Below are 13404 nucleotides of genomic sequence, written 5' to 3'. Positions count from 1 at the left end.
AGAGGCAGTACATGCAAGCTTTAATCGACTCGGTAGGCACGCTTTCTTCCAAGGAAAGAAGGGCCTTGGCGATTTTGCTTAAGGAAAAGGGCATCAACCTTTTCGGTATCGCTCCTATCAGCCGGCGCGGCGCCGATGAGGCGCCGGTGCTTTCCTACACCCAGGAAAGCCAGTGGTTTCTCTGGCAGCTGGAGCCGCATAGCACTGCCTATCACATCACCACGGCGTTGCGCCTGACGGGCGAGCTGGACCTGTCGGCGCTGCGCCATGCCTTCGATACGCTGATCGCCCGCCATGAAACGCTGCGTACCACCTTTTCCGAGGAAGATGGCAACGCCGTGCAAGTGATTCATCCGCCAGCGCCTTTGAACATCGACCTCATCGAACTGCGCGAGGGCGAACAGTCTTACCAGGCCCGGCTCGATGCGCTGACCGACAGCAAGCTGCAACCGCCGTTCGACCTGCGCTCGGGCCCGTTGCTCAGGGCCAGCCTGCTGCGCGTGGGCGCAGCGGAACATGTGCTGGTGTTGACCCAGCACCACATCGTCTCCGATGGCTGGTCGATGGGGGTGATGGTCGACGAGCTGATCGAGCTGTACGCCGGCTACCGCCAGGGCAAAGAGGTCAGCCTGACGCCGCTGCCGATCCAATATGCCGATTACGCGAATTGGCAGCGCAACTGGATGGAGGCCGGCGAAAGGGACCGGCAGCTGGGTTACTGGCGGGAGCAATTGGGCGGTGAACAGCCGCTGCTGATGCTGCCCCTGGATCATCCGCGGCCGGCGATGCAGAGCTATCGCGGCGCGGCGCTGGAGATCCCGCTGCCGACGAACCTGCGGGTCGGCCTGAAACAGCTGGCGCAACGCGAAGGCGTCACCTTGTTCATGCTGTTGCTGGCCTCGTTCCAGGTGTTGCTGCACCGCTACAGCGGCCAGGCGGATATCCGCGTCGGCGTGCCGACCGCCAACCGCAGCCGGGTGGAAACCGAGCGCCTGATCGGTTTCTTCGTCAACACCCAGGTGCTCAAGGCCGAGGTCGATGGCCAGCGCTCGTTCAGCGACTTCCTGCAACAGGTCAAGCAGACGGCCTTGCAGGCCCAGTCCCATCAGGACCTGCCGTTCGAGCAACTGGTCGAAGCGTTGCGCCCCGAGCGCAGCCTGAGCCACAGCCCGCTGTTCCAGGTGATGTTCAACCACCAGACCGCGGTCAAGAAAGACGGGCACAGCCAGCGCCTGGACGACCTGTGCATCGAGACCCTGAGCTGGAAGGGGCGTGCCGCGCAATTCGACCTGACGCTCGACACCTTCGAGGCCGAGGACGGCCTCTGGGCTTCCCTGACCTACGCCACCGACCTGTTCGAGGCCAGCACCATCGAGCGCATGGCCCAGTGCTGGGTGCGGTTGCTGCAAGGCATGGTCGAACAGCCGAACCAGCGCCTGGGGGACTTGCCGCTGCTGGCTGCCGCCGAACAATCGCGAATCCTCCATGAGTGGAATCCGCCCATCAGCGACTTCCCGAGCGAGCGGTGCGTGCATGAGCTGATCCAGGTGCAGGCCGTTGCAACACCTGATGCCCGGGCCGTGCTGTTCGGTGAACAGGCCCTCAGTTACCAAGAGCTGAACGCCCGGGCCAACCGCCTGGCGCACAAGCTGATCGAGGCGGGTGTCGGCCCGGAAGTGCGGGTCGGCGTGGCCTTGCAGCGCTCGCCGGAAATGGTCGTGGCCCTGCTGGCGGTGCTCAAGGCCGGCGGCGCCTATGTGCCGCTGGACCCGGATTATCCGCAGGATCGTTTGGCGCATATGTTGCGCGACAGCCAGGCGCAAATCCTGCTGACCGAGAGCGCCTTGTTGCAGGTGCTGCCGAGTATTGAGTCGCTGCAAATCCTGCAACTGGATGCCGAGGAAGGTTGGCTTGATGCCTATTCGGCAGAGAATCCTGTCGCGGTGGCGACCCCGGACAACCTGGCCTATGTGATCTACACCTCGGGCTCGACTGGTTTGCCCAAAGGTGTGGCCATCGCCCATCGCAACGTGCTGGCACTGATCGACTGGTCGTTGCAGGTCTACAGCCCGGCGGATTTGCAAGGGGTGCTGGCCTCGACCTCGATCTGCTTCGACCTGTCGGTGTGGGAGTTGTTTGTCACGCTGTCGGCCGGTGGTTATATCGTCCTGGCACGCAATGCGTTGGAGCTGCCTGACCTGCCGGCGCGCGATCAGGTGCGGCTGATCAACACCGTACCGTCGGCGATTGCCGCCTTGCAGCGTGGCGGGCAAATCCCGGCCAGCGTGCGCATCGTCAATCTCGCTGGTGAGCCGCTGAAACAGACCCTGGTCGACAAGCTCTACGAGAATCCATCGTTGCAGCATGTCTACGACCTCTATGGGCCTTCGGAAGACACGACCTATTCCACCTACACCCGCCGAGAAAAAGGTGGCCGGGCCAATATCGGCCGGGCCATCAGCAACACCCAGGGCTATATCCTCAGCGCGGACTTGCAGGCACTGCCAGCCGGCAGTGCCGGTGAGCTGTACCTGGCCGGAGCCGGGGTCACCCGGGGGTATCTGGCCCGCCCGGCGCTGACCGCCGAGAAATACGTGCCCAACCCGTTCGCCAGCGATGGCGGCCGCCTGTACCGCACTGGCGACCTGACGCGTTATCGCGACGACGGAGTAATCGAATACATCGGGCGGATTGACCATCAAGTGAAGGTGCGCGGCTTCCGCATCGAACTGGGGGAAATCGAAGCGCGACTGGTGCAACAGGAGGCGGTGCGCGAAGCCTTTGTCCTCGCGCAGGACGGCGAGGGCGGCCAGCAATTGGTGGCCTATGTGGTGCCGAGCGATGCCGAAGTGACGCTTGATATGGAACGTCAGGCCAACCTGCGCGAGGCCATCAAGGCGCAACTCAAGGCCCACCTGCCGGACTACATGGTGCCGACCTATCTGCTGTTCCTTGAGGCCCTACCGCTGACGCCAAACGGCAAGCTGGATCGCAAGGCCCTGCCGAAAGCCGAGGCCAGCCAGATGCAGCAGGTGTATGTGGCGCCGCAAACCGAGCTGGAACAGCAGCTCGCGGCGATCTGGGCCGATGTGCTGAAGCTGGAGCAGGTCGGCCTGACCGACAACTTCTTCGAGCTGGGTGGCGACTCGATCATCTCGATCCAGGTGGTCAGCCGCGCCCGGCAAGCGGGCATTCGTTTCAGCCCCAGGGACCTGTTCCAGTATCAGACGGTGCAGGGCCTGGCCTCGGTGGCGGAGCAGGGCGAGGGCGGCTTGCAGATCGACCAGGGCCTGGTGCAGGGCGACAGCGCGTTGCTGCCGGTGCAGCAGTGGTTTTTCGCAGAGCCCATGAGCGAGCGCCATCACTGGAACCAGTCGGTGCTGCTCAAGCCGGCCAGGCCGCTGGACGCTGGAGTGCTGGAGCCGGCATTGCAGGCCCTGGTGCTGCAGCACGACGCCTTGCGCCTGGGTTTTGTCGAGCAAGCGCAGGGCTGGACCGCGCGTTATCGCGAGGCGAGCGAGCAGCCGCTGCTTTGGCAGGTCACGGTTGCCGATGCGCAGGAACTCCAGCAACAGGGCCTGCGGGCCCAGCGCAGCCTCGACCTGCAACAGGGCCCCTTGTTGCGCGCGGTGCTCTTTACCCTGGGCGATGGCAGCCAGCGGCTGTTGCTGGCGATCCACCACCTGGTGGTCGATGGCGTGTCGTGGCGCATTTTGCTCGAAGATTTGCAGCAGTCGCTGGGCCAGCTGGCGGCGGGGCAAGCGCTCAAGCTGCCGGCCAAGACCAGCTCCACCCAGGCCTGGGCCGAGCAGTTGCAAGCCTACGCCGCCAGCCCGGCCTTGCAGCAGGAACTGGGCTACTGGCAGGCGCAGCTGGCCGATGCCGACGCGAGCCTGCCCTGCGACCATCAGGCGGGCGGCCTGCAGAACAAACATGCCTCCAGCGTCAGCACGCACCTGGACAAGGCGTATACCCAGCGCTTGTTGCAGGATGCCCCGGCGGCCTATCGCACACAGATCAACGACCTGCTGCTGACCGCCCTGGCGCGGGTCATCGGCCGTTGGACCGGCGCCGCCAGTACCCTGGTGCAACTCGAAGGCCATGGCCGCGAAGAGCTGTTCGACAACCTCGACCTGACCCGCACCGTCGGCTGGTTCACCAGCATGTTCCCGGTCAAGCTGACGCCGCAGGCGTCCCTGGCCGAGTCGATCAAGCAGATCAAGGAGCAACTGCGCGCCGTACCGAACAAGGGCATCGGCTTTGGCGCCTTGCGTTACCTGGGCGACGAGCAGGCTCAAGCCACGCTCAAGGCCCTGGCGGTGCCGCGCATCACCTTCAACTACCTGGGCCAGTTCGACGCCAGCTTCGATGAGCAAGGCGCCTTGTTCACGCCGTCCGGCGAAGCCAAGGGCGAAGATCAGAGCCCCGAGGCACCGCTGGGCAACTGGCTGAGCCTCAACGGCCAGGTCTACGGCGGCGAGCTGAACCTGGGCTGGACCTTCAGCCAGGCGATGTTCGACAGCGCCACCATCCAGCGCCTGGCCGACGAATACGCCGAAGAACTCAAGGCATTGATCGAGCATTGCAGCCAGCCCGAGCATCGCGGCGTAACGCCGTCGGACTTCCCGCTGGCGGCCCTGACCCAGCAGCAACTGGACCATTTGCCGGTGCCGCTGGCGCAGGTCGAGGACATCTACCCGCTGTCGCCGATGCAGCAGGGCATGCTGTTCCATACGTTGTACGAGCAGGCCGCGGGCGACTACATCAACCAGCTGCGGGTCGACGTGGACGGGCTCGATGCCGAACGTTTCCGCCAGGCCTGGCAAGCCGCGCTCGACAGCCACGATATTCTGCGCAGCGGCTTTATCTGGCAGGGCGAACTGGCGACGCCGGTGCAAATCGTGCACAAGCAAACCAGCCTGGCCTTTGCCGAACATGATGGGCGTGGCCAGCCAGCGGAAACCCTGGACGCCCTGGCCGACGCCGAGCGCCAGCGCGGTTTCGACCTGGGCGCCGCGCCTTTGCTGCGCCTGGTCCTGGTGCGTACCGGCGACAACCGTCATCACCTGATCTACACCAGCCACCACATCCTGATGGACGGCTGGAGCAATTCGCAGCTGCTCGGCGAGGTGTTGCAGCGCTACGCCGGCCAGCCGCCGAGCCAGGCGCCGGGGCGCTACCGCGACTACATCGCCTGGCTGCAGCGCCAGGACGCGCAGGCCTGCGAAGGGTTCTGGAAGGAACAACTGGCAGAGCTGGACGAGCCGACACGCCTGGTGCAAGCCTTCACCCGTTCGCAGCAGGAACCACTGGCCCACGGCCACGGCCATTACCTGTGCGGCCTCGATGCCCGGCAGACCCAGCGCCTGGGCGAGTTCGCCCGGCAGCAGAAGGTCACGGTGAATACCCTGGTGCAGGCGGCCTGGCTGCTGTTGCTGCAACGCTACACGGGCCAGGACACCGTGGTGTTCGGCGCCACGGTGGCGGGGCGGCCGACCGAGCTCAAGGATGTGGAGCGGCAGATCGGCCTGTTTATCAACACCCTGCCGGTGGTGGCCACGCCACGCCCGGACATGACGGCGAGCGACTGGTTGCAAGCGGTGCAGGCGCGCAACCTGGCCCTGCGCGACTACGAACATACGCCGCTGTACGACGTGCAGCGCTGGGCCGGCTTGGGTGGCGAGGCGCTGTTCGACAATATCCTGGTGTTCGAGAACTACCCGGTCTCCGAAGCCCTGGAGCAAGGCGCACCCGAGGGGCTGCGTTTCGGCGCGGTGGGCAACCACGAGCAGACCAACTATCCGCTGACCGTCGCCGTCAACCTGGGCTCGACCCTGGCGTTCCATTTGATTTATGCGCGGGAGTCTTTCCCGGAGTCGGCGATGGTCCAGCTGGGCGGGCACTTGCAGGGCCTGCTGCTGAGCATGGCCGAGCAACCGCAATGCGGCCTGGGCGAACTGCCGCTGTTGACCCTGGAGGAGCAGCGCCGGATCCGCCAGGACTGGGACCACACCCAGGTGGTCTACCCGACCGAGCGCTTCGTGCACCAACTGTTCGCCGACCAGGCGGCCAAGGCCCCGGATGCCCTGGCGGTGATCTTTGCCGAACAGCGCCTGAGCTATCGCCAACTCGACGTCCAGGCCAACCAGTTGGCGCACAAGCTGGTCGAGCTGGGGGTGGGGCCGGAGGTGCGGGTGGCGATCGCCATGCCGCGTTGCGCGGAAATCATGGTGGCCTTTCTCGCGGTGCTCAAGGCCGGCGGCGTCTATGTGCCGCTGGACATCGAATATCCCCAGGACCGCCTGCGCTACATGATGCAGGACAGCGGCGCCTGGCTGCTGCTGACCCAGGAACACCTGCTGCAACGCCTGCCAATTCCGGACGGCCTGCCGACCCTGTGCGTCGCAGGCGCCGCCGATTTTGCCGCCTACCCGGCGACCTGCCCGCAGGTGACCCTGGCCGAGGAAAACCTCGCCTACGTGATCTACACCTCCGGCTCCACCGGTTTGCCCAAGGGTGTGGCGGTGTCCCACGGGCCGCTGGCGATGCACAGCCTGGCCACCGGTGAACGTTATGAAATGAGCCCGGCGGACTGCGAACTGCACTTTATGTCGTTCGCCTTCGACGGTTCCCATGAAGGCTGGATGCACCCGTTGATCTACGGCGCCAGCGTGTTGATTCGCGACGACAGCCTGTGGTCGCCGGAATACACCTACGAGCAGATGCACCGCCACGGCGTGACCGTCGGCGTGTTCCCGCCGGTGTACCTGCAACAGCTGGCGGTGCATGCCGAACGCGACGGCCATCCGCCGGCGGTGCGAGTGTATTGCTTCGGCGGCGACGCGGTGCCCCAGGCCAGCTATGACCTGGCCTGGCGCGTGCTGCGGCCCAAGTACATCTTCAACGGCTACGGCCCCACCGAGACGGTGGTGACGCCGCTGATCTGGAAAGCCCGCGCCGGCGATCCATGCGACGCGGCCTACGCGCCGATCGGCAATATCGTCGGCAATCGCAGCGCCTACGTGGCCGATGCCAACCTCAATTTGTTGCCGGTTGGGGTGGCGGGCGAGCTGTACCTGGGCGGCCTCGGCGTGGCCCGGGGTTACCTGGATCGGCCAGGGCTGACGGCCGAGCGTTTTATCCCCGACCCCTACAGCACCAGCGGAGCGCGGCTGTATCGCAGCGGCGACCTGACGCGTTACCGCACCGACGGTCTGGTGGAGTACGTCGGCCGTGTCGACCATCAGGTGAAAGTGCGTGGCTTCCGCATCGAGCTGGGCGAGATCGAGGCGCGGCTGCTGGAGCAGGAACCGGTGCTGGAAGTGGCGGTGATCGCCCAGCCCGGGCCGAGCGGGCAGCAGCTGGTGGGTTATATCGTGCCGGTGGACGCGGACGTGGCCCTCGACTCAGAGCGCCAAGCATCGTTGCGCGAAAGCATCAAGGCCCGTCTGCGGGAAAGCCTGCCGGACTATATGGTGCCGACCTACCTGCTGTTCCTTAGTGCCTTGCCGCTGACCCCGAACGGCAAGCTCGACCGCAAGTCGCTGCCCAAGGTCGATGCGCAGTTGATGCAGCAGGCTTATGTGGCCCCGCAAACCGAATTGGAACAGCAGATCGCCGCGATCTGGGCCGATGTGCTGAAGCTGGAACAGGTCGGCCTGACCGACAACTTCTTCGAGCTCGGCGGCGACTCGATCATCTCGATCCAGGTGGTCAGCCGCGCCCGCCAGGCGGGCATCCGTTTTACTCCCAAGGAGTTGTTCCAGCACCAGACGGTGCAGGGCCTGGCTTCGGTGGCGGAGCAGGGCGAGGGTGGCTTGCAGATCGACCAGGGCCCGGTGTCGGGCGACAGCGCGCTGCTGCCGATCCAGCAATGGTTCTTCGAAGAGCCGATTGCCGAGCGCCAGCACTGGAACCAGTCGGTGCTGCTCAAGCCGGCCAAGGCGCTGGAGGGCGAGGTGCTGGAGCGGGCATTGCAGGCCTTGGTGCAGCAACATGACGCGCTGCGTTTGAGCTTCATCGAGCAGGGCGGCATTTGGACTGCGCATTATCGGGCGCTGGACCCGCAGCCGCAGATCCTCTGGGAAGCCACGGTGGCCGACGACCAGGCAATGGAACAACTGGGCGAGCGCGCCCAGCGCAGCTTGAGCCTGGAGGATGGGCCGCTGATGCGCGCGGTGTTGTTCGCCCTGGCCGACGGCAGCCAGCGTTTACTGCTGGCGATCCATCACCTGGTGGTCGATGGCGTGTCCTGGCGCATTTTGCTGGAGGACCTGCAATCGCTGCTGGAGGGCCGGTCGCTGCCGGCCAAGACCAGTTCCACCCAAGCCTGGGCCGAGCAGTTGCGGGCCTACGTCGCCAGCCCGGCCTTGCAGCAGGAGCTGGGCTACTGGCAGGCGCAATTGGCGGACGTCGAGTCGAGGCTGCCGTGGGACCACGCCGCCGGCCAGTTGCAGAACAAGCACGCTGCCAGCGTCCATACACGGCTGGATAAAACCGCGACCCAACGGCTGTTGCAGGACGCCCCGGCGGCCTACCGCACGCAGATCAACGACCTGCTGCTGACTGCCCTGGCGCGGGTCATCGGCCGCTGGACCGGCGCCGCCAGTACCTTGGTGCAGCTTGAAGGGCATGGCCGCGAGGAGCTGTTCGACAACCTCGACCTGACCCGCACCGTCGGCTGGTTCACCAGTGCGTTCCCGGTGAAGTTGAGCCCACGGGAATCCCTGGCCGAGTCGATCAAGCAGATCAAGGAACAGCTGCGTGCCGTACCGAATAAAGGCATCGGTTTTGGTGCCTTGCGTTACCTGGGCGACGAGCAGGCACGGGCCACTTTGAAGGCCCTGGCCGTGCCGCGCATTACCTTCAACTACCTGGGCCAGTTCGACGCCAGCTTCGGCGAGCAGGACGCGTTGTTCACCCCGGCCAATGAAGCCAAGGGCCGCGATCAAAGCCCCGAGGCGCCGCTGGGCAACTGGCTGAGCCTCAACGGCCAAGTGTATGGCGGTGAGTTGAGCCTGGGCTGGAGCTTCAGCCGGGCGATGTTCGACCGCGCGACCATCCAGCGCCTGGCCGACGATTACGCCTTGGAACTCAAGGCGCTGATCGAGCATTGCAGCCAGCCCGAGCATCGCGGGGTAACGCCGTCGGACTTCCCGCTGGCGGCGCTGACCCAGGCGCAGCTGGACCGCTTGTCAGTGCCGACGGCACAGATCGAAGACATCTATCCGCTGTCGCCGATGCAGCAGGGCATGCTGTTCCATACCTTGTATGAGCAGGCCGCGGGCGACTACATCAACCAACTGCGGGTCGACGTGGACGGGCTTGAGCCGCAGCGCTTCCAGCAGGCCTGGCAGGACGCCATAGACAGCCACGATATTTTGCGCAGCAGCTTTATCTGGCAGGGCGAGCTGGCGACACCGGTGCAGGTGGTGCACAAGCGGATCGCGCTGGACTGTGTCGAACATGACGGGCGTGGCCAGCCAGCGGAAGCCCTGGACGCCCTGGCCGAGCAGGAGCGCCAGCGCGGCTTCGACCTGGGCACCGCGCCCTTGCTGCGCCTGGTCCTGGTGCGCACCGGCGACAACCGCCATCACCTGATCTACACCAACCACCACATCCTGATGGACGGTTGGAGCAATTCGCAGCTGCTGGGTGAGGTGTTGCAGCGTTATGCCGGGCAGTTGCCGAGCCATGCGCCGGGGCGCTACCGCGACTACATCGCCTGGCTGCAACGCCAGGACGCCCAGGCCAGCGAAGGGTTCTGGAAGGAACAATTGGCAGGGCTGGACGAGCCGACACGCCTGGCCCAGGCCATGGTCGCGGCCCCGCGGGCGCTGCCCGCCAGCGGCCATGCAACCCATCTGCACAGCCTGGATGCGCAACAGACCCGGCGCCTGGGCGAGTTCGCCCGGCAACAGAAAGTCACGGTGAATACGTTGGTGCAGGCGGCCTGGCTGCTGTTGCTGCAACGCTGCACCGGCCAGGAGACGGTGGTGTTCGGCGCCACGGTGTCCGGGCGCCCGGCCGAGCTCAAGGGCGTGGAGCAGCAGATCGGCCTGTTTATCAACACCCTGCCGGTGGTGGCCACGCCACGCCCGGACATGCGAGTTGGCGACTGGCTGCAAGCGGTGCAAGCCCACAACCTGGCCCTGCGCGACTACGAACACACGCCGCTGTATGACGTGCAGCGCTGGGCCGGCTTGGGCGGCGAGGCGCTGTTCGACCATATCCTGGTGTTCGAAAACTACCCCGTCTCGCAAGCCCTGGAGCAGGGCTCGCCTGGGCAGTTGCGCTTCGGCAGCGTGGGCAACCACGAGCAGACCAACTACCCGCTGACCTTGCTGGTGGGCATGGGCGACAGCCTGTCCCTGGAATTCAAATACGCCTTGGCGTCCTTTTCCCCGGCGGCGGTGAGCCAGTTGGGCGAGCAGCTGCAGAACCTGCTGCTGGGCATCATGCTCAACGCGCAACGGTCCCTGGGCGAGCTGCCGCTGTTGGGCGCCACCGAGCAATCGCGAATCCTCCATGAGTGGAATCCGCCCGTCAGCGACTTCCCGAGCGAGCGGTGCGTGCATGAGCTGATCCAGGTTCAGGCCGCCAACATGCCGGACGCCCAGGCGTTGATCTTTGCCGAGCAAAGCATCAGCTATCGGGAATTGAACGCCCGGGCCAACCGCCTGGCGCACAGGCTGATCGAGGCCGGCGTCGGCCCGGAAGTGCGGGTCGGCGTGGCCTTGCAGCGCTCGCCGGAGATGGTTGTGGCTCTGCTGGCGGTGCTCAAGGCTGGCGGCGCCTATGTGCCGCTGGATCCGGATTATCCGCAGGATCGTTTGGCCCATATGCTCCAGGACAGCCAGGCGCAGATCCTGCTGACCGAAAGCGCGTTGTTGCAAGTGCTGCCGAGTATTGAGTCGCTGCACATTCTGCAACTGGATGGCGACGCGGGCTGGCTCGACGGCTATTCGGCGGAGAATCCAGTCGCGGTGGCGACCCCGGATAACCTGGCCTATGTGATCTACACCTCCGGCTCGACTGGTTTGCCGAAGGGCGTGGCCATCGCCCATCGCAACGTGCTGGCGCTGATCGACTGGTCGTTGCAGGTCTACAGCCCGGCGGACCTGCAAGGGGTCTTGGCCTCGACCTCGATCTGCTTCGACCTGTCGGTGTGGGAGCTGTTTGTCACGTTGTCGGCGGGCGGTTATATCGTCCTGGCACGCAATGCGTTGGAGCTGCCTGACCTGCCGGCGCGCGATCAGGTGCGTTTGATCAACACCGTGCCGTCGGCCATCGCCGCGTTACAGCGCGGTGGGCAAATCCCGGCCAGCGTGCGCATCGTCAATCTGGCCGGTGAGCCGCTGAAACAGACACTGGTCGACAAGCTTTATGAAAGTCCGGGGCTTCAGCATGTCTACGACCTCTACGGACCCTCGGAAGACACCACCTATTCCACTTACACCCGCCGGGAAAAAGGTGGCCGGGCCAATATCGGTCGGGCCATCAGCAATACCCAGGGCTATATCCTCAGCGCGGATTTGCAGGCGCTGCCGGCCGGCAGCGCGGGCGAGCTGTACCTGGCCGGAGCCGGGGTCACCCGGGGTTACCTGGCCCGCCCGGCGCTGACCGCCGAGAAATACGTACCCAACCCATTCGCCACCGATGGCGGCCGGCTGTACCGCACCGGCGATCTGACGCGTTATCGCGACGACGGGGTGATCGAATACATCGGCCGCATCGACCATCAGGTGAAGGTGCGTGGTTTCCGCATCGAGCTGGGGGAAATCGAAGCGCGGTTGGTGCAGCAGGAGGCGGTGCGCGAAGCCTTTGTCCTCGCGCAGGACGGCGAGGGCGGCCAGCAACTGGTGGCCTACATCGTCCCGGCTGATATTGAGGTGGCCGGTAATGCCGAGTTGCAGGCCCCTCTGCGCGAAGCGATCAAGGCGCAACTCAAGGCGAGCCTGCCGGATTACATGGTGCCGACCTATCTGCTGTTCCTGGAAACGCTGCCGCTGACGCCGAACGGCAAGCTGGATCGCAAGGCCCTGCCGAAAGCCGAGGCCAGCCAGATGCAGCAGGCCTATGTCGCTCCGCAAACCGAGCTGGAACAGCAGCTTGCCGCGATCTGGGCCAATGTGCTGAAGCTGGAGAAGGTCGGCCTGACCGATAACTTCTTCGAACTGGGCGGCCACTCGCTGGATGCGTTGCGGCTGGTCAGCGAGATCAAGCAGGCCCTGGGGCTGGAGTTGAGCCTCAACACCGTCTTCACCTCGCCGGATGTGCAGCAAATGGCCCGGTTGGCGACCACGCGCCAGGCGCCCAAGGCCGACAATATCGTCGCGCTGGGCGGCACCGGGCAGCCGGTCTTCTGTTTCCACCCGGCGGGCGGCACTGTCTATTGCTACCTCTCGCTGGCGGCGCGGCTCAAGGACCGTCATGCGGTCTACGGGGTGCTGAACGAGGCCTACCTGCAGGCAGGCTGGAGCGAAACCTCATGGTCGGCCATGGTGCAGCGCTATGTCGGCAATATCAGGAAGGTCCAGCCGCACGGCCCCTACCGGTTGCTCGGTTGGTCGCTGGGCGGGTCGATCGCCATGGACGCCGCCAGCGAGCTGGAGGCCATGGGCGAGGAGGTCAGCTTCCTCGGGCTGTTCGACCCGACCCCGCCCGCGACTGCCGCGCATCGCCCGGTGGCGTTGCAGGTGCCCGCGGCAGAGCTGGCCGCCGAGTCGGAATGGCGCGCGGTGATCGACAAGCTGTGCCTGCTCTACCCGGCGCAGGCCGGGCTGATCGGCAGCCGCTTGCAAGCCGAGGCGCAGCTGTCCTGGGACAGCATCTTTGCCTGGATGGTCGCCCATACCGACCTGCCGCGCGCGGAACTGGACCGGGCGGTGACGCTGTTCAAGGCCGAGTTCGACAGCTCGTTGGTGAATGCGGTGTTCAACGACCTGCGCCGCCTGTTTGCCGGCTACAGCTACCGGCCGCTGCGGGCCAGCCCGCACCTGTGGTGGTCGGCGGACTACAGCGAGGCCCAGATCGTGGAGTTGGAGCAGGCCATCGGCGCCCTGGCGGGCGGCCAGCGACCGGCCAGCTCGGCCAGGGTTGCGGCTGGCCATGAGCAGATGATCGTTTCGCCAAGCTTGCTGGACGGCCTCGGGGAGCGCTTCCTGGCTCAGCGTTAAGTGCCACGCCAAAGGCCCGGGTCAGCGATGACCCGGGCCTTTTTTATGCTGCGCCGGATGGTTTTTTTAGTGCCGGGCGCCGGCCCGGGCTCGCCGTTGGCAGGGCGCTCGAGGGTCGTCGCCGGGGCGATGGGGCGATGGGGCGATTCCTTGCGCCAGGCATGGCTGCTGTTTCGAGCGCCGGCCGGATGCGCTGTGCCCGTCGTCCGCGGCAATAACCCGCGGC

General features: G+C 65.6%; 1 protein-coding gene. It reads left to right on the top strand.

Annotation, left to right across the window (positions count from 1 at the left end):
- Window positions 1–11 precede the first annotated feature (11 nt).
- Window positions 12–13178 (top strand): non-ribosomal peptide synthetase, encoded by a 13167-nt coding sequence (locus BLV20_RS28445; protein ID WP_092305691.1) that lies wholly within the window; start codon window positions 12–14, stop codon window positions 13176–13178.
- Window positions 13179–13404: the final 226 nt, after the last annotated feature.

It is taken from the genome of Pseudomonas sp. NFIX28, from assembly GCF_900107395.1.
Lineage (GTDB): Bacteria > Pseudomonadota > Gammaproteobacteria > Pseudomonadales > Pseudomonadaceae > Aquipseudomonas.
This window is presented reverse-complemented; position numbering and strand designations above follow the sequence as displayed.

Coding starts and splice junctions, on each gene's coding strand:
- BLV20_RS28445 (WP_092305691.1), top strand. CDS start 12: ATGCAAGCTTTAATCGACTCGGTAGGCACGCTTTCTTCCAAGGAAAGA.